Raw genomic sequence first — 26237 nt, forward strand, 5'->3', positions numbered from 1 at the left:
GCCACAGCGTCGACCGGAGAGAAGAGCGAAGTTGTCCCCGACCAGCGACACCGCACACGGCGGCCGCCGACTCGTCATCGTCGAGTCGCCTGCCAAGGCGAAGACGATCAAGGGCTACCTCGGCCCCGGCTACGTCGTCGAAGCGAGCGTCGGGCACATCCGCGACCTCCCCAACGGTGCCGCGGAGGTGCCGGAGAAGTACACCGGTGAGGTGCGCCGCCTCGGTGTGGACGTCGAACACGACTTCCAGCCGATCTATGTGGTCAACGCGGACAAGAAGGCGCAGGTCAAGAAGCTCAAGGACCTGCTGAAGGACTCCGACGAGCTCTTCCTCGCCACCGATGAGGACCGGGAGGGCGAGGCGATCGCCTGGCACCTCCAGGAGGTCCTCAAGCCGAAGATCCCCGTCAAGCGGATGGTCTTCCACGAGATCACCAAGGACGCGATCCGCGAGGCCGTCGCCAACCCGCGCGAGCTGAACAAGAAGCTCGTCGACGCCCAGGAGACCCGCCGCATCCTCGACCGTCTCTACGGCTACGAGGTCTCGCCGGTCCTGTGGAAGAAGGTCATGCCGCGCCTGTCGGCCGGCCGCGTCCAGTCCGTCGCCACCCGCCTGATCGTCGAGCGCGAGCGCGAGCGCATCGCCTTCCGCTCCGCCGAGTACTGGGACCTGACGGGCACCTTCGCGACCGGTCGCGCGGGAGACTCCTCGGACCCGTCCTCGCTGGTCGCCCGCCTGCAGAGCGTCGACGGCAGGCGCATCGCGCAGGGCCGCGACTTCGACTCCCTCGGCCGGCTCAAGAGCCAGAGCATCCACCAGCTCGACGAGGCGAACGCCCGCGCCCTCGCCGTCGCCCTGGAGAACACCCGCTTCTCCGTGCGCTCCGTCGAGTCCAAGCCGTACCGCCGCTCGCCGTACGCCCCGTTCCGTACGACGACGCTCCAGCAGGAGGCCAGCCGCAAGCTCGGCTTCGGTGCGAAGGCGACCATGCAGGTCGCCCAGAAGCTGTACGAGAACGGCTACATCACGTACATGCGTACGGACTCCACGACGCTGAGCGACACCGCGATCGCGGCCGCCCGCGCCCAGGTCACGCATCTGTACGGCGCCGAGTACCTGCCCTCCGCCCCGCGCACCTACGCCGCCAAGGTGAAGAACGCGCAGGAGGCCCACGAGGCGATCCGCCCCTCGGGCGACCGTTTCCGCACGCCCGCCGAGACCGGTCTGACCGGTGACCAGTTCAGGCTCTACGAGCTGATCTGGAAGCGGACCGTCGCCTCCCAGATGAAGGACGCGACCGGCAACAGCGTGACCGTGAAGATCGGTGGCGCCGCCGCCGACGGCCGGGACGTCGAGTTCAGCGCCTCCGGCAAGACGATCACCTTCCACGGCTTCATGAAGGCCTACGTCGAGGGCGCCGACGACCCGAACGCCGAGCTGGACGACCGCGAGCGCCGGCTGCCGCAGGTCGCCGAGGGCGACGCGCTGTCCGCCGAGGAGATCACGGCCGACGGCCACGCCACCAAGGCGCCGGCCCGCTACACCGAGGCATCCCTGGTCAAGGAGCTCGAAGAGCGCGAGATCGGGCGCCCGTCGACGTACGCGTCGATCATCGGCACGATCCTCGACCGCGGCTACGTGTTCAAGAAGGGCACGGCCCTGGTGCCGTCCTTCCTGTCCTTCGCCGTGGTCAACCTCCTGGAGAAGCACTTCGGGCGGCTCGTCGACTACGACTTCACCGCCAAGATGGAGGACGACCTCGACCGCATCGCGCGTGGCGAGGCCCAGTCCGTGCCGTGGCTGAAGCGCTTCTACTTCGGCGAGGGCACCGTGACCGGCGCCGCCGCCGCCGACGCCGGCAACGGCGACGGGGACCACCTCGGTGGCCTCAAGGAGCTGGTGACCGACCTGGGCGCGATCGACGCGCGCGAGGTGTCGTCGTTCCCGGTGGGCTCCGGCATCGTGCTGCGGGTGGGCCGCTACGGCCCCTACATCGAGCGCGGCGAGAAGGACACCGAGGAGCACCAGCGTGCCGACGTCTCGGCCGACCTGGCGCCGGACGAGCTGACCGTCGAGCTGGCCGAGCAGCTGCTGGCCGAGCCGAGCGGCGACTACGAGCTGGGCACCGACCCGAAGTCGGGCCACGAGATCGTCGCCAAGCGCGGCCGCTACGGCCCCTACGTCACGGAGATCCTCCCCGAGGGCACCCCGAAGACCGGGAAGAACGCCGTCAAGCCGCGTACCGCCTCGCTCTTCAAGACCATGTCGCCCGACACGGTGACCCTCGCGGAAGCGCTCCAGCTGATGTCGCTGCCGCGTGTGGTCGGCACCGACGCCGACGGCGTGGAGATCACCGCGCAGAACGGCCGCTACGGCCCGTACCTGAAGAAGGGCACGGACTCGCGCTCGCTGACGGCCGAGGACCAGCTGTTCACGATCACGCTGGAGGAGGCGCAGGCGATCTACGCCCAGCCCAAGCAGCGTGGCCGTGCGGCCGCCAAGCCGCCGCTGGCGGAGCTGGGCCAGGACCCGGTCTCCGGCAAGCCGGTCGTGGTCAAGGACGGCCGCTTCGGCCCGTACGTCACCGACGGCGAGACCAACGCGACCCTGCGCTCCGGCGACAGCGTCGAGACGATCACCCCCGAGCGCGGCTTCGAGCTGCTCGCGGAGAAGCGCGCGAAGGCTCCCGCCAAGAAGACCGCGAAGAAGGCTCCGGCCAAGAAGGCCGCCCCGGCGAAGAAGACCGCCGCCAAGAAGACGGCGGCCAAGAAGACGACGACGGCGGCGAAGAAGACCACGGCCAAGAAGACCACCGCGGCCGCGAAGAAGACGGCTGCCTCCCGCGCGGAGGACTGAGGTCCCGCCGCCGGCCCGCGGTCACCGACCACGGGCCGGCGGCGTCTGACCGCGCGCGGGCGTCCCCGACCGTGAGTCGAGGGGGGGGCTTCGGCTCGGCTTCGGCTTGTGCCGACGCCACGGCTTCCGGTTTCTGCTCGTGCGAAGGCATCGGGATCCGGCCGTCAGACCTGCCGGTGCCACGTCCGGCGGTACGGCCCGTCCGTGATTCGCGCCTCTTGTGTACGCCGGTTCCGGCACGGTGACCGCTCCGGACGCCGAGTCCCGTCCGGCGCGAGAGGCGTACGCCACCCGCTTCCCCGGCGGCCCGTCGCACCGTTTCACCGAGCGAACGCCCCGGCATCACTTTGATGTCGGGGCGTGCCCGCGTCCGGCGAGCGGGGCTCGCTGTCGGCGGCTGCCGATAGGCTGAACGCATGACGCGAGCCGAGCAGCCAACGGCGCCCCCCACACCACCGGACGACGCCCTGGTCGCGGATTCCCGCGAGCGCGCCGTCCGCTCACTGCTGCGCCGACCGGAGATGAGGCGCTTGTGGAGCGCCCATCTCGTGAGCGGCGTCGGCGACGCCCTGGCGCTGCTGGTGCTGGTGGTCCTCGTCCTCCAGGCAGCCATCGCCGAGGGCGCCTTCGGCGGCGGCTACCGAGGCGTGGCGTTCGCAGTGGCGACGGTTTTCGCCGCGCGGATCGTGGCCACCCTGCTCTTCGGTGCCGTCCTTCTCGGCCCGCTGACCTCCCTCACCTCGCAGGACGGTCCGCTCGACCGCCGCTGGACCATGGTCGGCGCCGACGGCCTCCGCGCCGCACTGATGATGATCGCGCCGCTGTGGATCGACTGGACCCCGGACAACGCGCTCGCGGTCCTGCTGGTCACCGCCTTCGTCATCGGCGTCGCCGAGCGGCTGTGGACGGTGTGCCGGGAGAGCGCGGCCCCCGCACTGCTGCCCGCGCCGCCGCCGGAGGGGGCGACGGTACGGCCGCTTCCGGACCACATGGACGCCCTGCGCCGGCTCGCCCTGCGCACCAGCTTCCTGGCCATCCCGCTGGCGGCCGCCACCCTGGTCGTCGCCTCCCTGTTCAACAATCTGCTCGGCACCGGCGTCGCCTGGTTCGACCAGCACCAGGCGGCCCTCGGGTCGTACGTGGCGGCCGGTCTGTTCGCCGCGTCCCTGTCCGTGCTGACCGCCCTGCGGCTGCCCGGCGCGCGTACCCCGCGCGCGCGGTCCCCGCTGGAGGGGCTGCGCCGTCCGCGCACCGGTGAGGGCATCGACAAGGGCCGTACAGGCGTCGTTCCGCTGCTCGTCACCGCCTGCGCGGCCGTCGCCGGCGCCATCGCCGCCGCCGTCGCGGTGTGCGTGCTGCACGCCACCGACCTGGGCGGCGGACCCGTCCTGTACGGCCTCCTGGTGCTCGGCCTCACCGGCGGTGTCGCCGTCGGCATCCGCACGGCGCCCGCGCTGCTGCCCTCGCTCTCGCGCCGCCGGCTCCTCGCCATCGCGATCGCGTTCACCGGCATCGCCCTGCTGGCCGCCGGCCTCGTCCCCGACGTCACCACCGTGCTGCTGATCGTCACGCTGGCCGGTGTCGCCGCGGGCGTGGCCGCCAACACCGGGCACGCGCTGCTCGACCAGGAGACCGAGGAGTACCGCAGGCCGCGCGTCACGGAGCACCTGCAGGCCGTGGTCCGTGTCTTCATAGCGCTCGGCGCGCTGATCGCCCCCGTGGTCGCCGGGCTCATCGGCCGGCACCGGCTGGAGAACGGCAGGTTCGTCTTCGCGCACGGCGGTGCCTCCTTCACGCTGATGCTCGTCGGCGCGCTGCTGCTCCCGGTGGCCGTCCTGGTGCTCGCCAAGGTCGACGACCGCTCCGGCATCCCGCTGCGCCAGGACCTCAAGGACGCGCTGCTCGGCGGCGACGACCCGGTCACCGCAACGGCGGCCAGCGGTTTCTTCATCGCCCTGGAGGGCGGCGACGGCGCCGGCAAGTCCACCCAGGCCGAGGCCCTCGCGGAGTGGATCCGCGCCAAGGGCCACGAGGTCGTGCTCACCCGCGAGCCCGGCGCCACCCCCGTGGGCAAGCGGCTGCGCTCGATCCTGCTGGACGTGTCCTCGGCGGGCCTGTCGCACCGCGCGGAGGCCCTGCTCTACGCGGCCGACCGGGCCGAGCACGTCGACACCGTCGTACGGCCCGCCCTGGAGCGCGGCGCGGTCGTCATCTCCGACCGCTACATCGACTCGTCCGTCGCCTACCAGGGCGCCGGCCGCGATCTCTCCCCGACCGAGATCGCCCGCATCAACCGCTGGGCGACCGACGGGCTCGTCCCGCACCTCACCGTCCTGCTGGACGTCGCCCCGGAGGCCGCGCGCGAGCGGTTCACGGAGGCACCGGACCGGCTGGAGTCCGAGCCGGCCGAGTTCCACGCGCGCGTGCGGGCCGGATTCCTCACCCTGGCCGCCTCCGACCCCGGCCGCTACCTGGTCGTGGACGCCGGGCAGGAGCCCGAGGCCGTCACCACCGTGATCCGGCACCGGCTCGACACCGTCCTGCCGCTGTCCGAGGCCGAGGTCAAGGCCCAGGAAGAGGCCCGGAAGAAGGCCGAGGAGGAAGCGCGTCGCAAGGCCGAGGAAGAGGCCGCGCGCAAGGCCGAGGAGGAGCGCCTGGAGCGTGAGCGCCAGGAGCAGCTGGCCCGGCTGCGCGCCGAGGAGGAGGAGCGCAAGCAGCGCGAGCTGGAGGAGGCCCAGCGTCGCGAGGCCGAACGCCAGGCCGAGGAGGCCCGCCGCCGCGCCGAGGAGGCGCACCGGCGTGCCGAGGAGGAGCGCGCGCGTCTCCTCGCGGAGGAGAAGGTCCGCGCCGAGGAGGAGGCCCGCCGCAAGGCCGACGAGGAGCGCCGGCGCAAGCAGGCCGAGGAGGAGGCCCGGCTGCGCGCCGAGGCCGAGACCCGGCGCCTGGAGAAGCAGCGCAAGGCCGAGGAGGCCCTGCTGCGCGCGGAGGAGGCCCGCCGCCAGGCGGCCGATGCCGCGGCGGCGGCGGACGCCGCGGCCCGCCGGAACGGCGCACCGCGACCCGCGGTACCGGGCGAGACCCCGGACGAGGTGACCGTGGCGACCCCCGTGGTGTCGCCGGACGCGGACCGGACGGCTCGGCGGCCGGAGGCCGCACGGGGCGTCGACGAGACGGTTCCGACGCCGGTCGTGTCCCCGCAGGCGTCTCCCCAGGCGTCTCCCCACAGGTCTCCCTACGGGACGGCCGGTGCCGGCAACGACTCCGAGGTGACGGCAGAGCTGCCGGTCGCCCCGGGTACGGCGGACGAGACGACGGTCCTGCCGCCGGTTCCTCAGGCTCCTCCGGCTCCGCCGCGTGCAGCCGACGAGACCGCCGTACTGCCGAAGGTGACCTTCGGGGCCGCCGACGAGACGGCCGTACTGCCTCCCGTACGGGGCGACGGCTCGGCGGACCGCGTACCGCCCGGCTTCTTCCGGGACGAGCGGCCCGCCGACGGTCCCGACAGCGCCGACGACCGCACCCGCGAGATGCCCAGGCTCGACGCCGGCGGCAAGCCCCGCCGGCGCCCGCGGCCCGACTGGGCCGAGGAGACCCCGCTGGACGACCTGCCGTCGCTGGCGGACGAGCTGCTGGGTTCGTACGACGAACGGGAGTACGGCGGCGACGAGGACCAGGGCCGCCGGGGCCGCGGCCGGCGCGACTGAGCCGGACCGGAGCTGCGGGCGGCGCCCGCCGGAGCATCTCGGTGCTCCGGCGGGCGCCGTTTCTCGTGGTCCGCTCTTGTGGTCCGCCGGGCCGGTGACCCTCGCCCGCCTGGGCCCCGGAGGCCCGGTCGGGGCCCCGATCCGAGGGCCCTGGACCCGTGAGTGGCCCAAGTTGTCAGTGCCCACCCGCACAATGGATCCAGAAAGCGGAGTGTGACGGAAGGGCGGCGTGACCCATGAGCGTGTGGGACGACCTCGTCGGGCAGGAGAAGGTGAGCGCGGCGCTGGAAGGCGCCGCGCGGGACGCCGACGCCCTCGTCACGGCCGCCGCGGCGGCCGAGCCGCCTCCTGAGGCGTCGCAGATGACCCACGCCTGGCTGTTCACCGGCCCGCCAGGAGCCGGCCGGAACCAGGCGGCGCGGGCCTTCGCGGCGGCCCTCCAGTGCGTGAGCCCGGACCGGGCCCTGGGCGGAACCCCGGGCTGCGGCTTCTGCGACGGCTGCCACACCGCACTGCTCGGCACGCACGCGGACGTCAGCACCGTCGCCGCCGTGGGCGCCGAGATCCTGGTGAAGGACATGCGGGACACGGTCCGCAAGTCGTACACCTCCCCGGCGACCGGCCGCTGGCAGATCATCCTGGTCGAGGACGCCGAGCGGCTGAACGAGAAGTCGGCCAACGCTGTCCTCAAGGCCGTGGAGGAGCCCGCACCGCGCACGGTCTGGCTGCTGTGCGCCCCCTCCATCGAGGACGTCCTGCCGACCATCCGCTCCCGCTGCCGCCACCTGAACCTGCGCACGCCCCCCGTCGAAGCCGTCGCCGACATGCTCGTACGCCGCGACGGCATCGATCCCGCCGTGGCAGCCGCCGCGGCCCGCGCCACCCAGGGGCATGTCGACAGGGCCCGCCGCCTCGCCACCGACCCGGCGGCCCGTGAGCGCCGCGCCGCCGTGCTGAAGCTGCCGCTGCGCCTCAGCGAGGTCGGCGCCTGTCTCAAGGCGGCCCAGGAGCTGGTCGACGCGGCCGCCGAGGACGCCAAGCAGCTCGCCGAGGAGACGGACGGCAAGGAGACCGAGGAGCTGAAGGCGGCGCTGGGCGCGGCCCAGGGCGGCCGGCTTCCGCGCGGCACGGCGGGCGTGATGAAGGACCTGGAGGACATGCAGAAGCGCCGCAGGACCCGTACGCAGCGCGACAGCCTCGACGTCGCCCTCGGTGACCTCACCGGCTTCTACCGGGACGTCCTCGCCCTCCAGCTCGGTTCACGGATAGCGATCGCGAACGAGGACGCCGAGGACGCCCTGAGCCGGATCGCCCGCGGCAGCACCCCGGAGTCCACCCTGCGCCGCATCGAGGCGATCGCCGCCTGCCACGGGGCCCTGGACCGCAATGTGGCCCCGCTGCTGGCGGTGGAGGCGATGACGATGGCCCTGCGGGCGGGGTGAGCCGGGCGTACGGTGGTTGACGGACGGCGTCCCTCGTACGAGGCCACCCGCCCTCACGCTCGGCATCCATTTCCTCGCGCAGGGTTACGCTCACCTGATGTACACCAGGTCATCCCCTCGCCGGACCTTCCGGGCGTCCTGGCTCTCCGGGACGTTCCGCCCGTCGACGCCCTGTCGGAGCCGGACCGGCACCCGTGCCGGGGCCCGCGCCACCACGACCCTGCTCGCGGCGGCGGCACTGCTGGTGTCCGCCTGCTCCGCCGGGAGTTCCTCCACCTCGGCCGGCGGCGTGGCGCAGGCGGCGCTGGCCGCGCTGCCGCGGGCGACGCCGGCGGCGCTGTCGCCGTACTACTCGCAGCCGCTGCATTGGCGCAGCTGCGGCGCCCCGGGCTTCCAGTGCGCGACGATGAAGGCGCCACTCGACTACGCCAGGCCCGGCGCGGGTGACATCAAGCTCGCCGTCTCCCTCAAGAAGGCCACCGGCAACGGCAAGCCGCTCGGCTCGCTGCTGGTGAACCCCGGCGGCCCGGGCGGCTCCGCGGTCGCCTACCTCCAGCAGTACGCGGGCGTCGGCTACCCGGCCGAGATCCGTGCCCACTACAACATCGTCGCGATGGACCCGCGGGGCGTCGCCCGCAGTGAGCCGGTCGAATGCATCGACGGCCGCCAGATGGACACGTACACCCAGACGGACCTCACCCCCGACGACCAGAAGGAGACGAACGCGCTGGTCGGCGCGGACAGGAAGTTCGCGGAGAGCTGCGGGGCCCACTCGGCGCGACTGCTGCGGCACGTCTCCACCGTCGAGGCGGCGCGGGACATGGACATGCTGCGCGCGCTGCTGGGTGACCAGAAGCTGAACTATGTCGGCGCCTCGTACGGCACCTTCCTCGGGGCGACGTACGCCGGTCTGTTCCCGAAGCGGGTGGGCCGCATGGTGCTGGACGGCGCGATGGACCCCTCGCTCGACGCCCGCCGGCTGAACCTGGGCCAGACCGCGGGCTTCGAGACGGCCTTCCAGGCGTTCGCGAAGGACTGTGTACGGCACCCCGACTGCCCGCTCGGCGGCAGGGGCACGACACCGGCACAGGTCGGCGACCACCTGAAGGCGTTCTTCGACAAGCTGGACGCCCACCCCGTCCCGGCGGGTGACGCGGACGGGCGCAAGGTCGGCGAGGCGCTGGCGACCATCGGGGTGATCGCGGCGATGTACGACCAGGGCAGCTGGGAGCAGTTGCGCGAGGCGCTGACGTCGGCGATGAAGGAGAACGACGGCGCCGGCCTGCTCACCCTCGCGGACAGCTACTACGAGCGGGACGCGAGCGGCCACTACAGCAACCTGATGATGGCCAACGCCGCCGTGAACTGCCTGGACCTGCCGCCCGCCTACACGGGCCCCGAGTCGGTACGGAAGGCGCTCCCCGCTTTCCGCAAGGCGTCCCCGGTGTTCGGCGACAGCCTGGCCTGGGCCACCCTGAACTGCACCTACTGGCCCGTGAAGGCCACCGGCGAACCCCACCGCATCGAGGCGAAGGGCGCGGCCCCCATCGTGGTGGTCGGCACCACCCGTGACCCGGCGACCCCCTACCCCTGGGCCCAGTCCCTGGCCCGCCAGCTCTCCTCCGGCCGCCTGCTCACCTACGTCGGCGACGGCCACACCGCCTACGGCCGCGGCAGCGCCTGCATCGACACCGCGATCAACGGCTACCTGCTCCACGGCACCCCGCCGGCCCCCGGAAAGCGCTGCTCCTAGCCCACCCCGCCGGCCCCGGATCTTGCGGCTCCGGGGCTGGTACGAAGCACTATCGGAAACTGTGTAGACTTACCGACGTTGCTGATCGCACCATGGTGCGACAGCGCGCCGCTTTAGCTCAGATGGCCAGAGCAACGCACTCGTAATGCGTAGGTCTCGGGTTCGAATCCCGAAAGCGGCTCAGGGCAAGGCCAGGTCACGTGCATCGTGACCTGGCCTTTTTCGTTCCCGGGATCGCCGTGAGAGCCGAGCCGGGTCGGGCCAAGCCGGGGCGGGTCGGGGTTCGGGGCGAAGGGGCCGGGTCCGGGCGGGGGAGTCCGGTCGGCTCGACTCATCTCGACCGGGTGGGCGGTCGGTCGGGGTGTGACCGTCGGATGCGCGGGTGGTGTCGGGCGCCGTCGTCGACGCTTCGTCGGGGCCGTGCGGAAGGCGCCATGAGAAATGGTGAAACATGACCCTCCGCCGATGACGGAGCGTTATTTTGGGAGGCCGCGCACTGCCAACAGGGGGGTACTCGCGTTCATGTCAGCTGTGCTGCGACCTACGCGCTCTTCTGAGCCGGTCGATGAATCCATGATCTTCTTTGCCATGCCGTACGGGTTGAAGGCGCTGCGCCGCGGCGAACCCAATGTGCTGCACAACTTCAATGATCTCTACGAGTACCAGATCAAGCGCCCCCTGGTGAAGGCGGGTTTGCGGCCCCATCGCGCGGACGAGACGCCGGGCGCGGAACTGGTGTCGACGGTCGCCTGGGAGGGGATCGACCGGGCCGGGATCGTCGTGGTCGACTTCTCCGCCGTGTCGGAGTCCGTCGCCCTCGAAGCCGGCTGGGCGATGTGCCTGCACAAGCGGATGATCGTCCTCGCGCAGGGCGAGCAGGACATCCCCACCAATCTCCGGGGGCTGCGGCCCATCGTGTACGACTTCAGCCCCAAGGGGACCGGAGAACTCGTCGAGAACCTGATGGCGGAGATCGAGCGGCTCCGGAAGCAGCCGCTGCGGGAAATGGATCTCAGGCCGCGCAATCCGCTGGTAGCCACCGTGGCGCAGGTGGAGGAGGTGTACGACGACCGCGTACGCGTCCGGGACATGAGCAAGCCGGACCGATCGGCCGAGCTTTTCCGGCCCGACGTGAGCTACACGGAAGTGCTGCCTCCGCAGGGCATGCCCAAGGGCAAGAGATTCCAGAAGCACGGACAGCTGAGAGGCGCTTTCCTGCTCCGGGACGACGTCTACGTCTTCTCTCAGAAAGAGATCGAGGACGACCCCTGGGATGCCTGGGAGCAGGCCTATCCGTTGCACAGCACCGTGTCGGCGCGCGTCCACAACGTGATGGGCAGTGACGCGTTCATCGACCTTCCGGGAGGCGGGAAGTCCCGGTTCTCCCTCCTGCAGGGCGAAGCGGTCCAACGGGACGACGAGGTCGACGTCGTGATCACGCGGGTGGACCGGACCCTGCACCGGATCGATGTGCGGCGGGTCGAGTCCCCCACGGCACTTCCCGACCCGAACGCCTACCCCGCGGAGCAGGAACGCCTGTACGCCACCGTGCGAGACGTCCGGCCCGACAAGGGGTTCCTGCTGGTGGACCTCGGCGACTATCCGCACATGCCGCGCCCGGCGATGCTGCACATCCGGAAGATGAGCCAGGACCTGAAAGAGCGGTTCGACTCCGGCCGGGTGTTCGCTGGTGACCAGTTGACGGTGCAAGTCGTCAGCGTGTCCTCGGACTTCAGGCGCCCCGGGCAGATGAAGGTGGATGTCCGCGACCTGCCGCCCGAGGAGTCCGCGGAGCCGGACGAGGAGCCCGCGGCGTGAGCGAGCCGCCGGCGGCGCTCCCGCAGCGGCTCTGGAACGCGGCGGTGACGTCGCACGACTACGCGACGCCGGGGGGTGAGAAGTACCAGGCGGCCGTCCTGGAGCAGTACAAGCTCTACGTCGAGATGGCCGACCGGGTCAGCGCGCGGCGGAACCTGACGAACACGTTCTTTCTGACGGTGAACACCGCGTTCCTCGCGGGGGCCGGGACCATCGGCCGTGACGTGTTGGCGGAGGTTCCCGACTGGGGGCTTTGCGTCGCCGTCCTGGCGGCGCTCTTCCAGTGCCTCGTCTGGCAGCTGATCATCCGCTCCTACAAGCAGCTCAACGCCGCGAAGTACCAGGTGATCGGAGAGCTGGAGCGGCGGCTGCCGGCCCTTCCCTACGGCGAGGCGGAGTGGCAGGAGCTGGGCGACGGCGGATCGTGGGGCAAGTACGTGCGGCTGACGAACGTCGAGCTCGCCGTTCCCGTGGTCTTCGCCGCGCTCTACCTGGTCGCTGTGAGCGTCGCTGTCGCCATGAGGTGACCACGATCGCCGTGAGGTGACCGTCATCGCGATGGGGTGACCGTCATCGCCATGGGGCGGGACGCCTACGTCCGGGCGGCGCCCTCGGGCCAGATGACACGCACGGGTACGCCGACGCGCCGCGCGTATGCCACGACGTCGGCGGTGCCGCCGTAGGCCCGGGAAGGCAGGCCGTCCCACACGGCGATCACCTCGTCGGCGAGATCCACCACGATCTCGCCGGCCGCCTGGTGCGCGTGCGACGTCGGCTCCCGCATTCCGGTGTGGTGGACGTCGGCTGCGCGGGCCACCAACTCGTCGTAGACCGGGTGGTGCCACGTGGGCAGCGCGTCGCGGTACCCGGCGGCGGGGATGACGGCCTCCAGGCGTCCGCCGTGCGCGAGGACGGCCTGGGCGAACCAGGCGTCGGGTCCGTCCGCGATGCAGCTGACGGCCACCAGGTCCGCGGGGTCACAGGCTTCGACGGCCTCGGCGAGGTCCGTGCGGACCCGGGCCCCGACCTCCGGTGGCAGACCTCGGTGTCCCGTGATGCCCAGACGCATGCGGGCTCTCCCCTGCGGGTGAATGGCGTGGAGTGGCATGGAGTGGCGCGGAGTGTCGAACGCGCGCACGATACCGGGCGGTTCAGGCGAGGGACAGGCACGGCGGCCGGCGTGGGCGTGTCCGGTGCCGCGCTCGGACCGGGGCCGGGGGCGGAGTCCGGCACTGGAGCGGCGGGACGGGGCCCCGGTCGTTCACCTCCGCCGACCGGGGCCACGCGCGTCCCCGGATCCGGTCGGCGGCGACACTCCCCCGAGCTGCGCGGAATTCGCGCGCGCCGTCGGATCGGATCCGATGGAGTGATCAGATCAGGGCGCGCCAACGGATCGCTAACATGTGGCCAACGGATCGTCACCCGGTGGCGGACCGTGTGGCCGGAACTCGCCCGGTGGCAACGGCGGTGGGCGGGAATCCCGACGGATTCCGTTCCCCGGCCGGCAGTCGGAACGTGGCGTGAATCCGTTGGAGAGGGGCGGAATTCCGCCAGAACAGCGGCGGGCACCCGTCCGCCGCGGGACACGGGCGGACAGAACCGCGCGGGGAGGCTGGAGCGGCGTGATGCGGCGGTACGAGCTGCGGTTCGGACTGCTGGGACCGCCCGCGCTGTACGACCGACAGCCGTACGAGATTTCGTACGACACCCCTGCCGGCATCTCTGCCGACATCCCTGTCGGCGCTCCCGAGGACGCCTCCGTCCGCCTCGTTCATTCCATCGGCAGCCCCAAGACGCGCGCGCTGCTCGCCGCCCTGCTGCTGGAGGCCGGCCGCGTGGTGTCGGTCGAGTCGCTGAAGGACGCCCTGTGGGGCGGGGCGCCGCCCGCCTCCGCGCGGGCCTCGCTGCACAATCACGTCGCCCGGCTGCGCCGCCTCCTCGACGACCCCGAGCGGCTGAGGGCCGTACCGCCCGGCTATCTCCTGCGCGTCGAGGACGGCGAGCTGGACGTACACGTGTTCGACACGTGGGCCGCCGAGGCGCGTGCCGCGCACGCCCGCCGGGACTGGACCGGGGTCGTACGCGCCGCCGACGCCGCGCTCGCCCTCTGGCGCGGCACCCCGCTCGGCGGACTGCCCGGGGACTTCGGCGGCTACGCCCTCGTGCAGCGGCTCGAGGAGGCGCGACTACTCGTGCTGGAGTGGCGCTACGACGCCGAACTGGCCGTAGGTGGACCCCGGTTGGCCGGTCTCGTGCCCGAGTTGGCGGCGCTCGTCGCCGCGCACCCGCTGCGCGAGGCCTGTCACCGCCAGCTGATGCTGGCCCTGCACCGCACCGGCCGTCAGGCGGAGGCCCTCGCCGTCCATCGCGACCTGCGCACCCACCTGATCGAGGAACTCGGCATCGAACCGGGCCCGGCGGTCCGCGAGGCCCACGTGGAGGTGCTGCGCGGCTTCGCGGTGGCGGGGGACGAGCACACGCCTGGCGGCGGAGACGAGCGCCCGCCGTCACCGTCACTGACTCCGGCTTCGGTTTCGGCTCCGGTTCCAGTTCCGGCTTCGGCATCCGCCGCGGTCGAGCGGAGCCGTCCCGGAGACCCCGAACCGGTTACCGCTCCTGGGCCGCCCCCTGCGCCCGACGCCTCTGCCGACGCCACCGTCACTCCCACGGTCACTCCCGCAGCACACGTGCCCGCATCCGCACTCGCCGACGGCGCCCGCGCCCCACGGGAGCCGCTCGCACCCGACGCCCGTACGACCGCGGGTGTTGTCGGCGGCCATCCGCCCGAACCGGCCGAAGACCCGGCCCCCGTCCACGCGGCCCACACGCCCGCACCCTCCCCTTCACCCGCACCCATCCCCTCACTCCCGCCCACCCAGCTCCCCCCACCCGCGCAACTCCCGCCACCCCCTGCCAACTTCACTGGCAGGACACCCGAACTCCGCGCCCTGCGGCAGACCCTCGCCGCCCGTAAGGGTCCCGTCGCCGTGATCAGCGGCATGGCCGGCGTCGGCAAGAGCGCCCTGGCCCTGCACGTCGCCCACGAACTGAGGCACCGCTTCCCCGACGGCCAGCTGTACGTCAAACTGCACGGCGCCACCCCGGGGATGACCCCGCTCACCCCGGCCCAGGCCCTGTCCGCCCTGCTCCGAGATCTCGGCGCGCAGCCCCGTACCGTCTCTGAACAGCCGGATGCCGCAGCCGCGTTGCTCCGTTCCCTGCTCGCTCCGGCCCGTGTCCTGCTGGTGCTGGACGACGCGGCGAGCGCGGCCCAGGTGCGGCCCCTGCTCCCGGCCGGACCCGGTTGCGCGGTGATCGTCACCAGCCGCTCCCCGCTGACCGCCCTGGACGGCGCCCGACGCTTCCCGCTGGGGCCCTTGACCGGGGAGGACAGCGCGGCACTCCTGCGCGCGGTGAGCGGACGCGAGGGGCTGGACGCCGACCACGCCCTGGTCGAGCTGACCGGTCGGCTCCCGCTCGCCCTGCGCGTCGTCGCCGCCCGGCTGGCCGCTCGCCGGGCCCTCACCCCCGACGTGCTGGCAGGCCAACTCGCCGCCACGGCGGGCCGATTGCGGCAACTGGAGTACGACGACCTGAGCGTCCGGCGATCCCTTGCCGTCGCCCACGACGCCCTCGCCGCCGCCGAGCACGAGGCCGACCGGGACGCGGCCCTCGCCCTGAGCCGCCTCGGCGCCCTCGACCTGCCGACCTATGGCGCCCCACTGGTCGCCCGCCTCACCGGTATCGACGAGCGCCGTGCCGAGGCCGCCCTGGACCGTCTGGTCGACGTGGCCCTCCTGGAGGAAACGGCGTACGGCCGCTACGCCCCCCACGACCTGGTCCGCGACTTCGCCCGCGAACTGGCCGGCCCCCTTCCGGACGCGCCCTCCGACGACGAGGGCTCCGGCATGCCCCCCGACGCGGGCTGCGGCGCGACCCCGCGCGCGGGTTCCGACGCGGGCTCCGGCGCGACGCCTGGCGCGGGCCCCGGCGCGGCCCCTGGTGCCGGCCCCGCGTCACCCCCGTACGCCGCCCCTGCCACGCCCCCCGTCCCTGTCCCCGCCGTCCCCGTCCCCGTCCCCGTCCCCGTCCCCGTCCCCGTCCCCGTCCCCGTCCCCGTCCCCGTCCCGGACCCGGACCCGGAACTCGCCGCCTTCCGCTGGTTCGCCGCGGTCGCCGAGCGTGCCCTCGTCGCCGTCGTGGAGCCCGGACTCGATCGGGACGACCGCCTGCTGCCCACCGCGGCTCAGCCGCCCGAGCACGCCGCGAGCGCGGCTCTTCTGCCGTACTTCGAGTCCGCGGAGGAGGCCTTCGCCTGGGGGGATGTGGAGCTGGAGAACATCGTCGCGCTGGTGGAGCGGAACGCGGACACGGACGACCCGCGACGGGCCGCACACCTTTCCGCGCTGGTTCGGCTGTTCTTCCCCTACGCGCGGCGCAGCGGCCGCATCGCGGAGATGGAGGTGCTGGGGCGGGCCGGGCTCGAAGCGGCGCGGCGGCTCGGGGACGTGGCGGCCGAGGCGTACGCGCTGGGCGATCTCGCCGGCCTGCGCTTCCTGACCGGCCGGCAGAACGACGCCCTCACCCTCACCGACCAGGCCCTGGAGATCTGGCGCCGGCTGGGCCACCTCTCCTGGATCCGGCGCGGCCTGAACAACCGGGGGCTGCTGCTGGAGGGGCTCGGACGCTTCGCGGAGTCCGAGGACGCGCTGCGGCAGAGCCTGGCGTACTCCCGGCAGCTGGACGACCCCTACGGCGAAGCCGTCACCCACAGCCATCTCGGCAACCTCTACGAGCACACCGACCCCAGGGCCGCCATCGAGCAGCACCGGCGCTCGCTGGCTATCGGGGACGAGATCGGCGCCGTCATCGTGCGGCACTCGGCGCACTGCAACATCGGCTACGCCCACCTCACCCTCGGCGAACCGGCAGCCGCCGCACGGCACTTCGGGGAGAGTCTGCGCATCCTCGGCGGCCATGGCGACTGGCACGGCGAGTCCCAGACCCGGCTCGGCCTGGTCCGCGCGCTGCGGCAGCTCGGCGACTTCGAACGGGCCGCCCGTGAGTGTGCCGAGCTGCTGTGCGGGGCCGACGCCCGCGCCGACCGCTACACGGGCGGTCTCGCCCGGCACCAGCACGGTCTTCTGCTGCGCGAGCAGGGCCGGACGACGGAGGCCTGCGACGCCTGGCGCGCGGCTCTCGTGGCGCTGGACGGCACGGACGAGCAGGCGCTGCTGGAGGAGCTGCGGGCCCTCCTGGACGGCTGAACTCCGCGCGCCAAGGTCCTACTTGGCGTCGGCATAGCACTCCACCACGGCCGTCGTGAACGGGAACCGCACCGGCGTCTCACCGAAGGTCAGCCGGCCGGCGAGGTCGGCGGCCTCCTGGATGGCCCGTACGACCGTGTCGGCCTCCTCGGCGGGGCAGTGCACGATCACCTCGTCGTGCTGGAAGAAGACCAGCTCGGCCGCGAGGCCCGCACAGGCCTGCCGCAGCGCGGCGAGCAGCAGCAGGGCCCAGTCCGCGGCGCTGCCCTGGACGACGAAGTTCCGGGCGAAGCGCCCCCGCGCACGGGAGTTGGTGGAGGCGTAGCCGGGGACCCAGCCCTGCCCGTCGCCCCGCCCGTCGGAGCCGTCGTCGCCGACGGGGATGCCCGCCTCCTCGGTCGCGGCGTCGCCCGTCCCCGCGGCCGGCGGGCAGGTCCGGCCGAGCCAGGTGCGCACCAGCCGGCCCTCCTCGCCGGCGCGGGCGGCCTCGTCGACGTAGGCCACCGCCCTGGGGAAGCGGCGGCGCAGTGCGGCGAGGTTCTTCAGGCCGTCGCCGGAGGTCTGGCCGTAGACCGCGCCGAGCACGGCGAGTTTGGCCTGGTCGCGGTCGCCGGAGAAGGCGCGGTCGGAGACGGACTGGTAGAGGTCGCTCGCGCGGCCGGCCACTTCCATCAGCCCGGGATCGCGGGAGATCGCCGCCAGCACGCGCGGTTCCATCTGGTCGGCGTCGGCCACGACCAGCCGCCAGCCGGGGTCGGCGACCACGGCCCGCCGTATCACCTTGGGGATCTGCAGTGCGCCCCCGCCGTTGGTCACCCACCGCCCGGTGACCGTGCCACCGGCGTGGAACTCGGGGCGGAAACGGCCGTCCCGCACCCAGTCCTGCAACCAGGACCAGCCGTGTGCCACCCAGATGCGGTACAGCTTCTTGTACTCCAGCAGGGGTTCGACCGCCGGATGCGTGAGGGACTGGATCTCCCAGCGGCGGGTGGACGTCACCTTGATCCCGGCCTGCGCGAAGGCCTTGATCACGTCGGCGGGCAGGTCGGGCCGCACGCGCCGCCCGAAGGCCGACGAGACCTCGTCCGCCAGTTCGGCGAGGCGGCGCGGCTCGCCACCGCCCGCGTACCGCTCGCCGAGCAGGTCGCGCAGGAGAGCGCGGTGGACCTCGGTGCTCCAGGGCAGGCCGGAGCGGTTCATCTCGGCGGCCACCAGCATCCCCGCCGACTCGGCGGCGGTCAGCAGCCGCATGCGGTCGGGGTGGGCGGTCTTCTCGTGCCGCCGCAGCTGGTCGGCGTAGACCGCGAGGAGGTCGTCGAGGGGGAGATGGACGCCGGCCGGTTCGAACAGCGGGGACTGCGCGCCCGGTTCGGCCTGGCGCTGCGGCGGGTCGGGCGGCACGGGGCCGCCCCGGAGGCGGGCCAGGGCGGCGGCGGCCGAGCGTGGCTCGCCGTACCGCCCCTCGTGGCCCAGCAGCAGTGTCTCGGCGTCCTCGATGTCGTAGCACCGCTCGACTCGCACCCCCGTGGCGAGCAGTCGCGGGTAGACCTCGGCGGTCGACCTCCACACCCAGCGCGTCACCTCCGGGCGGCTCCGCACCGCCCCGGCGAGATCGCTCTCGCGCCGCACCGGCCCGGCGGGCAGCCCGTCCGGACCGAGGGGGGCGACGTCCACGCCACCGTCCTCGGCCGGAGCGAGTGCCCACCGGTCGGCCATGAGTGTGAGTCTCGCAGGTGGCTCTGACAACGGGGGTCACCTGCGGTTTCGCCGGGCGGAGCGGCGCGGGCCGCCTCAGCCCTGTGTGGCGTCCGGCGTGGCCTCCTCCGCCGCGGAGGCCGCTGCCGAGGCCGCCTTCTTCTGGTCCAGCAGCATCGCCAGCACCCGGTCGACGTAGGCCTCGGTCGCGGCCTTGGTGATGCCGAGGCCGCTGAGGACGCCTTCGCCGTTCTCGTGTTCCAGGAGGGCGAGCAGGATGTGCTCGGTGCCGATGTAGTTGTGGCCGAGCCGGAGCGCCTCGCGGAAGGTGAGTTCGAGGACCTTCTTGGCCTCCGGGCCGTAGGGGACGAGGTCGGGGGCGTTCTCGGCGGCCGGCGGGAGGGCGTCGGACGCGGCCTGGCGCAGCGAGTCGAGCAGGACGCCCTGGGTGGTGATCGCCTTCGCGGCCAGGCCCTCCGGCTCCGCCAGCAGGCCGAGGACCAGGTGCTCGGGGCGGCCCTCGGCGTTGTGGGCCGCCACGGCCTCGTTGTGCGCGGACATGACCACGTTCCGCGCGCGCGGGGTGTAGCGGCTGAAGCCCTGGCTGAGGTCGAGGTCGGTCGACTCCTTCGTGACGAACCGCTTCTGTGCCGCCTGCCGGGTCACGCCCATGCTCTTGCCGATCTCGGTCCAGGACGCGCCCGAGCGGCGGGCCTGGTCGACGAAGTGGCCGATCAGGTGGTCGGCGACGTCACCGAGGTGATCGGCGGCGATCACCGCGTCCTGGAGCTGGTCCAGGGGTTCGGGGTGGACCTTCTTGATGGCATCGATGAGGTCGTCCAGGCGGACGGATGCCGGGATGTTCGAGTTGGTTGCCATGTGTCAACCGTAAGTTGACACCCGAGGCCTGTCAACCGATGGTTGACAGTCGATTTCGGTCGTTCGCCGCGCCCCTTCTCGAGGTGCCTCGTTGGGCAACCCGGTCGCCTCCTCCCGGAGTTGCGCGTCGCCGGGCAGCCGACCGCGAAATGTTGTCCACAGGCTGTGGACAGCCGAAGTCGGACTGTCGGTGCCGCATGGCACGATCGACAGCGTGACCAGCACTGCCAGTACCGTCGAGCGGGCTTTCCGGGCCGCCCTCTACGACGACACCGACGCCGGACTCGACACCGGCGCGTCCCTGCTCGCCGCCGACCCCGCTGTGGACCCCGAACTCGCCCTGCGAGGGGAGGAGTTCGTGGCGACCGCCTGGCAGCGCGGCTGGCAGCCGGCCGATGTCGTACGGCTGGTGCGGCGCGAACTGGACGAGACGCACGTGCGTCTCGCCGCGGGCCTGATCCGCGCGCAGGCGGGCCGGGACCGTCCGCGAGGGCACCGCTGGGCCGCGCAGCTCGACGCCCTGACCGAGCAGACGACGGACCCCGCGCGCGGAAGCGACCGGTTCTCGCACGCCACCGTCGTCCTGGAGCTGTACCGCCTGCTGCTGCGCCTGCCCGCCCTGGAGCCCCTGGAGGATTCCCCGCGCTCCCGGCCGCGCCCGGGCGGGGAGGTGTCCCCCGGCCGCGACGCCGGTTCCGGCGCCTCCCGCATGCTCACCCGCATCCGCGCGCTGCTCGCCAAGGCCGAGGCCACCGGCTACCCGGAGGAGGCGGAGGCCCTGACCGCCAAGGCGCAGGAGCTGATGGCACGGCACAGCGTGGACGAGGCGCTGCTCGCCGCGGCGGCGTCCGCGCCCGACGTGCCCGGGGCCTGCCGTGTCGGCGTCGAGCCGCCGTACGAGCAGGCCAAGGCCGTGCTGCTGGACGCGGTCGCCCGCGCCAACCACTGCCGCGCGGTGTGGAACGAACCGCTCGCCTTCTCCACGGTCGTCGGCTTCGAGGCGGACCTGGAGGCGGTCGAACTGCTCCACACCTCGCTGCTGGTGCAGGCCACGCACGCGATGGCCAGGGCCGAGGCCGCGCAGCGGGCCGGCGGCCGCAAGCGCACCAAGACCTTCCGGCAGTCGTTCCTCGCGGCGTACGCGCACCGCGTCGGCGACCGGCTGGCGGCCGCCGCCGCCGAGACCCAGGTCACCCAGGATCTGCTGCCGGTGCTGGCCACGCGCGCGGCAGCCGTCACCGACCGCACGGAGCGCATGTTCCCGGACACCACCACGAGCCGGCTGCGCGGGGTGAACGACGCGGCGGGCTGGACGGAGGGTGCCAGGGCCGCGGACGAGGCACAGGTCAGGGCCCGCCCCAGGCTGCCGTGACCGCCGGCGCCCGGTGCCCGGGTGCCCGTCCCGGCCGGTCCGGGCGGCGACCCGCGCCGGACCCGGACCGCCGTACCGTCAGTCCCCGGCCTGCTGGAACGCGCTGACCGAGGCGTCCACGTCGCTCCGGCCGCCCTTGCCGGCGACCGGGCCGTACTTCCAGGGGAAGCTCTGGGACGCGCCGCCGCCCGGCAGGGTGATGCTCATGGAGGTCGCGTTCAGCGCCTTGGCGTCGCCGTCCTTGCCCCGCACGTAGGCGACGGTGAAGCCGGCCGAGTCGCCCTTGGCGAGCTTCAGCTTCTGGGCCTGCGCGCCCTGCTGGACGGCCAGTTTGGCGGTACGGCCCTCCTGGCCGAGGGTGACCGAGGGGAAGTGGTCCAGGGTGCAGGGCGCACTCTGGTTGGTGATGCTGACGGGCACCTCGCCGCTGTCTCCGGCGGCGGGGGCCACGCTCGCCGAGCCGACCTCGACGGAGACCGAGCCGATCGCGCAGGCGGAGCCTGCCTTCGGCTTGCTGCTCCCGCTGCTTCCCCCGTCGTCGCAGGCGGTCAGGGCGAGGGCGGCGGCGAGAACGGTGACGGTGAGCGGAATGGCGCGCATGAACTGGTCCTCATCGAGGTCGTGGCGGGTCTCCCCGCATCATGGCGCCTGCGCCCGGGGCGCGTGCACGCGCCCCTCCCGATTCACCGGTTCAGGTCTGTCGGCAGCCCCGAGGGCAGCTTGCCGCCCTCGGCCTTGGTGTACGTCTCCTGGCCGAGCTTGCCCGACCAGGTCACCTTCAGGCCGTCCCCGCTCACCGAGTCGACCATTCCGGCGCCCCGGTCCTTGCTGCCGTCCGTACAGGTCAGGCGGATCATCTCCATGCCCCCCTCCTCGCCCGCGGTGCCGCTGCACACGGACCCGCCGGTGGCGAAGAGCCCGGCCTGCTTCCCGGTGATCACCAGGGCGACGACCTTGCCCCCGCTGGTGGTGATCCAGCTGCCCTGGAGCTTGCCGGAGGTGCCCGTCCCGGCACCGGTCGCGCCGCCCGAGCCGGCGGTGGACGTGGGGGTCGCGCTCGCGCCGGTCGAGCCGCCGTCCTCGGAGCCGCCGCCCCCGCCGCACGCGGTCAGCGTGAGCGTGCCCACCAGTACCGCGCCCATCAGCCCCGCGGCCGCTGCAGCGGTCCGCACCCTCGCAGTCGCCGTCGTCACGTCAAGCTCCCAAGCTGTAGCCGGTCGCCCGGCCCCGGGGCGGTCCGCCCGTTCCGGGGGACACCCCTGACCGGAGGGTCCGCAGCAAGTTACCAGCCGTTACAGGGAGACTTCCGGACACCGGCCGGGAACCGCCGTGCGAGCCGTCGCGGGTCCCGCCGTGCGAGCCCCCGCGGGGCCGCCGTGCGAGCCGCCGTGGGACCCGCCGCGCGGGGTCTGGAACAGGAACGGCGCGGAACGCGTCTCTATCTGGTGCACGAAAAAGTTCGACCCGGACGATCCGGCGCGGAGAATGGCGCGGATGATCATGGACGGGGCCGGAGCGGGCGCGTACCGCACGCTTCGGGGGGCAGACGCTGGAACGGCTTCGGTGAAGTGGCTTGCGGCAGCGGCCGGTACGACGGTCGGCAAAGCGGTCGTCAAAGCTGTAATCGCGGCAACACCCCCCGTGCACGTGCATCTGCTCATGCATCTGCACATGAACAAGGTTATGATCCGGGTCAGTTGACCACAGCATCCATGGCCACATCAGCCAGTGCACCATCGGGGAGCGACCTGTGGACCGCGACGTCGACAACGCTTACGGGGGGTATGACGTGTACAACGGCATGGCTGCGACGCAGCTTGACGGAGTGGCCTGGCAGAAGAGCCGGCACAGCAATTCGCAGGGTTCGTGCGTGGAGTTCGCGCGGCTGCCCGGCGGCGAGGTGGCCGTACGCAACTCGCGGTTCCCGGACGGGCCCGCGCTCGTCTACACGCGCGCGGAGATCGAGGCGATGCTCCTCGGCGTCAAGGACGGCGAGTTCGACCATCTCGTGGTCGGCTGACCCCCGTTCACCTGCCGGTACGGGCGATGGCAACGATGTCGAGGCGTGGCGCGAGCGGTCGTGTACGCGCGTAGACGCTGCGCGCCGGTCGGTGTCGCAAGCCGTCAGCCGGGCGGATGGAGCCGGAACAGCGCCCAGACCACCTTGCCGCTGAGGGTGCCCGCGAGCGGGTGCCATCCCCAGCTGTCGGCGAAGGAGTCGACCAGGAACAGGCCGCGCCCCGACTCGGCGGAGAAGTCGTCAGAGTCGCTCGGCACCGGGGTCTCGTGGCTGGGGTCGCGCACCGCGCACACCAGCCGGTCGGTCCAGCGCATCAGGTGCAGCCTGACGGACGGCGGCCGTTCGGTCCCGCCCGCCGTGCCGTCCGGAAGCGCGTGCCGCAGGGCGTTGGTGGCGAGTTCCGAGACGACCAGGCATATGTCGTCGAAGCGGTCGCCGACGTCCCACTGGTCGAGGGTGCCCCGGGTGAAGTGCCGGGCCTCGCGCACCGCTTCGTAGCGAGCGGGCAGGGCGCAGGAGGCGGCGCTGGCCACGGCCGAGGGGTCGAGTGGCGGAAGGCCCTGCCGTAACGGCTTGAGCATGGTCGATCCATTCGTTCCCATGCGAGGCACTCCCGGGAATTCGCGGTCGTTGCGATGCAGCGGTGGCGCGGGACCATGGTTTCGGATGGGGAGAGCAGATGCAAGGGCAGATGCACGTGCACGCGACCGAATTGAGCCTGCCCGTACCGCTTCTTGGCCATTTTTTCCGCCATCTTCGCCGTCGGATCGCGTCAGAGGTCCGGACCTCTCCCCCTGGAAACGGCCGAGGGCTTTCCGTTTCTGTAATCGTGCGAGTACTGCTCGAAGTGTTTTAGTGGCAGACTTCGGGCCCTGAAGACGGTTGGGGAGGCTGGCGAACGTGAGCGCGGGAGAGCCCGGATCGGTGGTGCGGCGTATGCTGCTCGGCTCGCAACTGAGGCGACTGCGTGAGGCGCGGGGGATCACGCGTGAGGCGGCGGGGTACGCGATCCGCGCGTCCGAGTCGAAGATCAGCCGGATGGAACTGGGCCGGGTGAGCTTCAAGACCAGAGACGTGGAAGACCTGCTGACGCTGTACGGCATCACCGACGGGGCGGAGCGCGAGTCGCTCCTCTCCCTGGCCCGTGAGGCCAACGTGGCGGGCTGGTGGCACAGTTACAACGACGTGCTCCCCAGCTGGTTCCCCACCTACGTCGGCCTGGAGGGCGCGGCGTCTTTGATCCGGGTCTACGAGGTGCAGTTCGTTCACGGCCTGCTGCAGACCGAGCAGTACGCGCGCGCGGTCGTCCGGCGCGGCATGAAGGGCGCGAGCGCGGCCGACGTCGAACGCCGCGTGGCGCTGCGCCTGGAGCGGCAGAAGCACCTGCTCGGCGACGGCGCCCCCGAGTTCCACATCGTCCTGGACGAGGCCGCCCTGCGCCGGCCGTACGGCGACCGCGAGGTGATGCGCGGCCAGCTCCAGCATCTGATCGACATCTCCGAACGCCCCAACGTGCGGCTGCAGATCATGCCGTTCGGGTTCGGCGGGCACTCCGGGGAGAGCGGCGCCTTCACCATCCTCAGCTTCCCCGAGTCGGACCTGTCCGACGTGGTCTACCTGGAGCAGCTGACCAGCGCGCTCTACCTGGACAAGCGCGAGGACGTCACCCAGTACGAGCAGGCGCTGAAGGAGCTCCAGCAGGACAGTCCGGGCCCGGACGAGAGCCGCGATCTTCTGCGCGGACTCCTCCAACTCTCTTGAAACACAAGTACGATGACGCGCGATCAGATCATGGCGTGGACCTGGCTTCCACTGGCGATTGAGGGATCACATGTCGTCCTACTTCAGCGACCTGGCCCAGCAGTACATCGGCGGTGAATGGCGTCCGGGCACCGGTTCCTGGGACGTCATCGACTTCAACCCCTACGACGACGAGAAGCTGGCCTCGATCACGGTGGCGACGGTCGAGGAGGTCGACGAGGCCTACCGGAGCGCCGCGCGCGCCCAGAAGCAGTGGGCCGCGGCCAACCCGTACGCCCGGCGCGGGGTGTTCGAGCGGGCGCTGCGCATCCTGGAGGAGCGCGAGGCGGAGATCTCCGACCTGATCGTCGCCGAAGTGGGCGGCACGCGCGTGAAGGCGGGCTTCGAGCTGCACCTCGCCAAGGAGTTCCTGCGCGAGTCGATCCACCTGGCGCTGCGCCCCGAGGGCAAGATCGTGCCCTCCCCGATCGACGGCAAGGAGAACCGCGTCTACCGCGTGCCGGTCGGCGTCGTGGGCGTGATCAGCCCCTTCAACTTCCCGTTCCTGCTGTCGATCAAGTCGGTGGCTCCGGCGCTCGCCCTCGGCAACGGCGTGGTCCTCAAGCCGCACCAGAACACCCCGATCGCCGGCGGCACCCTGGTCGCGAAGATCTTCGAGGACGCGGGCCTGCCCGCCGGCCTGTTCAACGTCGTCGTCACCGACATAGCCGAGATCGGCGACGCCTTCATCGAGCACCCCATCCCCAAGGTCATTTCCTTCACCGGCTCCGACAGGGTCGGCCGGCACGTCGCCACCGTCTGCGCCAAGCACTTCAAGCGCACGGTGCTCGAACTGGGCGGCAACAGCGCGCTGGTGGTGCTGGACGACGCCGACCTCGACTACGCCGTGGACGCGGCGGTCTTCAGCCGGTTCGTGCACCAGGGCCAGGCCTGCATGGCCGCCAACCGGGTGCTCGTGGACCGCTCGATAGCCGACGAGTTCACCGAGAAGTTCGTCGCCAAGGTCAGGACCCTCAAGGTCGGCGACCCGCGCGACCCGCAGACCGTCATCGGCCCGGTCATCAACACGACGCAGGCCAACGCTCTTTCGGGCACGGTCGAGCAGGCGCTCGCCGAGGGTGCCACGGCCCTGGTGCGCGGCACCGTCAGCGGCAACATGGTCGAGCCCAGCGTGCTCGCCGACGTGCCCGCCGACTCCGACCTGCTCCGCCAGGAGACCTTCGGCCCGGTCGTCTTCCTCATCCCGTTCGACGGCGAAGAGGAGGCGGTCGGGATCGTCAACGACTCTCCTTACGGCCTCAGCGGCGCCGTCCACACGGCCGACATCGAGCGCGGTGTGTCCTTCGCCCAGCAGATCGACACCGGCATGTTCCACGTCAACGACGGCACCGTGCACGACGAGCCGCTCGTCCCCTTCGGCGGTGAGAAGCACTCCGGCATCGGCCGCCTCAACGGCGAGACGACCCTGGAGGCGTTCACCACGATCAAGTGGATCTCGGTGCAGCACGGCCGGAGCGGCTTCCCGTTCTAGGCCCCGCGCCGGCCGCCCTCGCGCGGGTCTCTCCCACGCCGGATTCCGCGCGGCAGGATTTTTCCGTCCGCTGCCGGGCCCTTGAGGACAGGATCTGTCCTCAAGGGCCCGTAGCGTCGCCGGTGTCGAGTCAGGGAA

At 72.3% G+C, this 26237-nt stretch carries 18 protein-coding genes and 1 tRNA gene; 13 read left to right on the forward strand and 6 right to left on the reverse strand.

Going from position 1 to position 26237, the window contains the following annotated elements:
* The first annotated feature begins 31 nt into the window (after positions 1-31).
* From topA to OIB37_RS20530, 7 genes are all read left to right on the forward strand, one after another.
* Positions 32-2857 carry a type I DNA topoisomerase gene (gene topA, locus OIB37_RS20500; RefSeq protein WP_330459059.1) on the forward strand — a complete coding sequence of 942 codons (2826 nt, stop codon included), beginning with the start codon at positions 32-34 and terminating at the stop codon, positions 2855-2857.
* 416 nt (positions 2858-3273) lie between these two features.
* Positions 3274-6561 (forward strand): dTMP kinase, encoded by a 3288-nt coding sequence (gene tmk, locus OIB37_RS20505; RefSeq protein WP_330459060.1) that lies wholly within the window; start codon positions 3274-3276, stop codon positions 6559-6561.
* 236 nt (positions 6562-6797) lie between these two features.
* Positions 6798-8003: a DNA polymerase III subunit delta' gene (locus tag OIB37_RS20510; RefSeq protein WP_330459061.1), complete on the forward strand. Its 1206-nt coding sequence runs from the start codon at positions 6798-6800 to the stop codon at positions 8001-8003.
* A gap of 97 nt (positions 8004-8100) precedes the next feature.
* Positions 8101-9756, forward strand: coding sequence for an alpha/beta hydrolase (locus tag OIB37_RS20515; RefSeq protein ID WP_330459062.1), 1656 nt, complete (start codon positions 8101-8103; stop codon positions 9754-9756).
* A gap of 107 nt (positions 9757-9863) precedes the next feature.
* Positions 9864-9937 (forward strand) — tRNA-Thr (locus OIB37_RS20520).
* 284 nt (positions 9938-10221) lie between these two features.
* Positions 10222-11574 (forward strand): hypothetical protein, encoded by a 1353-nt coding sequence (locus tag OIB37_RS20525; RefSeq protein ID WP_330459063.1) that lies wholly within the window; start codon positions 10222-10224, stop codon positions 11572-11574.
* A complete protein-coding gene (locus OIB37_RS20530; protein WP_330459064.1) occupies positions 11571-12101 on the forward strand; it encodes a RipA family octameric membrane protein in 531 nt (176 codons plus the stop codon). The genes OIB37_RS20525 and OIB37_RS20530 overlap by 4 nt, the downstream gene beginning before the upstream one ends.
* A 65-nt stretch (positions 12102-12166) precedes the next feature.
* Here the strand turns inward: OIB37_RS20530 and OIB37_RS20535 are convergent, their stop codons facing one another.
* Entirely contained in the window at positions 12167-12643 is a 477-nt protein-coding gene (locus OIB37_RS20535) for a hypothetical protein (protein WP_330459065.1), read from the reverse strand.
* A gap of 556 nt (positions 12644-13199) precedes the next feature.
* On the opposite strand from OIB37_RS20535, the gene OIB37_RS20540 reads away from it, so the two are divergent.
* Positions 13200-16841 carry an AfsR/SARP family transcriptional regulator gene (locus OIB37_RS20540; protein ID WP_330459066.1) on the forward strand — a complete coding sequence of 1214 codons (3642 nt, stop codon included), beginning with the start codon at positions 13200-13202 and terminating at the stop codon, positions 16839-16841.
* Between the two features lie 18 nt (positions 16842-16859).
* Here OIB37_RS20540 and OIB37_RS20545 read toward each other — a convergent pair whose 3' ends face one another.
* A complete protein-coding gene (locus tag OIB37_RS20545) occupies positions 16860-18557 on the reverse strand; it encodes a bifunctional 3'-5' exonuclease/DNA polymerase (RefSeq protein WP_330459067.1) in 1698 nt (565 codons plus the stop codon).
* Positions 18558-18632: 75 nt separating this feature from the next.
* Positions 18633-19415, reverse strand: coding sequence for a Clp protease N-terminal domain-containing protein (locus tag OIB37_RS20550; protein WP_330459068.1), 783 nt, complete (start codon positions 19413-19415; stop codon positions 18633-18635).
* A 214-nt stretch (positions 19416-19629) separates the two neighbouring features.
* On the opposite strand from OIB37_RS20550, the gene OIB37_RS20555 reads away from it, so the two are divergent.
* Positions 19630-20787, forward strand: coding sequence for a DUF2786 domain-containing protein (locus tag OIB37_RS20555; protein WP_330459069.1), 1158 nt, complete (start codon positions 19630-19632; stop codon positions 20785-20787).
* Between the two features lie 78 nt (positions 20788-20865).
* On the opposite strand, the gene OIB37_RS20560 is transcribed toward OIB37_RS20555, so the two are convergent.
* The gene (locus OIB37_RS20560; RefSeq protein ID WP_330459070.1) at positions 20866-21387 is read right to left on the reverse strand and encodes a DUF4232 domain-containing protein; all 522 of its coding nucleotides are present in this window, start codon (positions 21385-21387) and stop codon (positions 20866-20868) included.
* 83 nt (positions 21388-21470) lie between these two features.
* Positions 21471-21929 carry a hypothetical protein gene (locus tag OIB37_RS20565; RefSeq protein ID WP_330461909.1) on the reverse strand — a complete coding sequence of 153 codons (459 nt, stop codon included), beginning with the start codon at positions 21927-21929 and terminating at the stop codon, positions 21471-21473.
* A 352-nt stretch (positions 21930-22281) separates the two neighbouring features.
* Between OIB37_RS20565 and OIB37_RS20570 the strand changes: the two genes are divergently transcribed.
* Together OIB37_RS20570 and OIB37_RS20575 are read left to right on the forward strand one after the other, a co-directional pair.
* Positions 22282-22488 carry a hypothetical protein gene (locus tag OIB37_RS20570; RefSeq protein ID WP_330459071.1) on the forward strand — a complete coding sequence of 69 codons (207 nt, stop codon included), beginning with the start codon at positions 22282-22284 and terminating at the stop codon, positions 22486-22488.
* A gap of 100 nt (positions 22489-22588) precedes the next feature.
* Positions 22589-22807, forward strand: coding sequence for a DUF397 domain-containing protein (locus OIB37_RS20575; protein ID WP_330459072.1), 219 nt, complete (start codon positions 22589-22591; stop codon positions 22805-22807).
* 104 nt (positions 22808-22911) lie between these two features.
* Here the strand turns inward: OIB37_RS20575 and OIB37_RS20580 are convergent, their stop codons facing one another.
* On the reverse strand, positions 22912-23388 hold the full coding sequence (locus tag OIB37_RS20580) for an ATP-binding protein (RefSeq protein WP_330459073.1): 477 nt from the start codon (positions 23386-23388) through the stop codon (positions 22912-22914).
* A 355-nt stretch (positions 23389-23743) separates the two neighbouring features.
* On the opposite strand from OIB37_RS20580, the gene OIB37_RS20585 reads away from it, so the two are divergent.
* Together OIB37_RS20585 and OIB37_RS20590 are read left to right on the forward strand one after the other, a co-directional pair.
* Positions 23744-24568, forward strand: a complete 825-nt coding sequence (locus OIB37_RS20585; protein ID WP_330461910.1) for a helix-turn-helix domain-containing protein — start codon at positions 23744-23746, stop codon at positions 24566-24568.
* A 70-nt stretch (positions 24569-24638) separates the two neighbouring features.
* Positions 24639-26099: an aldehyde dehydrogenase family protein gene (locus OIB37_RS20590; RefSeq protein WP_330459074.1), complete on the forward strand. Its 1461-nt coding sequence runs from the start codon at positions 24639-24641 to the stop codon at positions 26097-26099.
* Positions 26100-26237: the final 138 nt, after the last annotated feature.

This window comes from Streptomyces sp. NBC_00820, from assembly GCF_036347055.1.
Taxonomy (GTDB): Bacteria; Actinomycetota; Actinomycetes; order Streptomycetales; family Streptomycetaceae; genus Streptomyces.

What these genes read in the sequence shown, in the direction of transcription:
- OIB37_RS20545 (WP_330459067.1), bottom strand. Translation starts at nt 18,557, where the DNA reads ATGGCCGACCGGTGGGCACTCGCTCCGGCCGAGGACGGTGGCGTGGAC.
- OIB37_RS20570 (WP_330459071.1), top strand. Translation starts at nt 22,282, where the DNA reads ATGATCATGGACGGGGCCGGAGCGGGCGCGTACCGCACGCTTCGGGGG.
- OIB37_RS20525 (WP_330459063.1), top strand. Translation starts at nt 10,222, where the DNA reads ATGACGGAGCGTTATTTTGGGAGGCCGCGCACTGCCAACAGGGGGGTA.
- OIB37_RS20590 (WP_330459074.1), top strand. Translation starts at nt 24,639, where the DNA reads ATGTCGTCCTACTTCAGCGACCTGGCCCAGCAGTACATCGGCGGTGAA.
- OIB37_RS20540 (WP_330459066.1), top strand. Translation starts at nt 13,200, where the DNA reads ATGCGGCGGTACGAGCTGCGGTTCGGACTGCTGGGACCGCCCGCGCTG.
- OIB37_RS20585 (WP_330461910.1), top strand. Translation starts at nt 23,744, where the DNA reads ATGCTGCTCGGCTCGCAACTGAGGCGACTGCGTGAGGCGCGGGGGATC.
- OIB37_RS20515 (WP_330459062.1), top strand. Translation starts at nt 8,101, where the DNA reads ATGTACACCAGGTCATCCCCTCGCCGGACCTTCCGGGCGTCCTGGCTC.
- OIB37_RS20535 (WP_330459065.1), bottom strand. Translation starts at nt 12,643, where the DNA reads ATGCGTCTGGGCATCACGGGACACCGAGGTCTGCCACCGGAGGTCGGG.
- OIB37_RS20575 (WP_330459072.1), top strand. Translation starts at nt 22,589, where the DNA reads ATGGCTGCGACGCAGCTTGACGGAGTGGCCTGGCAGAAGAGCCGGCAC.
- tmk (WP_330459060.1), top strand. Translation starts at nt 3,274, where the DNA reads ATGACGCGAGCCGAGCAGCCAACGGCGCCCCCCACACCACCGGACGAC.
- OIB37_RS20550 (WP_330459068.1), bottom strand. Translation starts at nt 19,415, where the DNA reads ATGGCAACCAACTCGAACATCCCGGCATCCGTCCGCCTGGACGACCTC.
- OIB37_RS20580 (WP_330459073.1), bottom strand. Translation starts at nt 23,388, where the DNA reads ATGCTCAAGCCGTTACGGCAGGGCCTTCCGCCACTCGACCCCTCGGCC.
- OIB37_RS20560 (WP_330459070.1), bottom strand. Translation starts at nt 21,387, where the DNA reads ATGCGCGCCATTCCGCTCACCGTCACCGTTCTCGCCGCCGCCCTCGCC.
- OIB37_RS20565 (WP_330461909.1), bottom strand. Translation starts at nt 21,929, where the DNA reads ATGGGCGCGGTACTGGTGGGCACGCTCACGCTGACCGCGTGCGGCGGG.
- OIB37_RS20510 (WP_330459061.1), top strand. Translation starts at nt 6,798, where the DNA reads ATGAGCGTGTGGGACGACCTCGTCGGGCAGGAGAAGGTGAGCGCGGCG.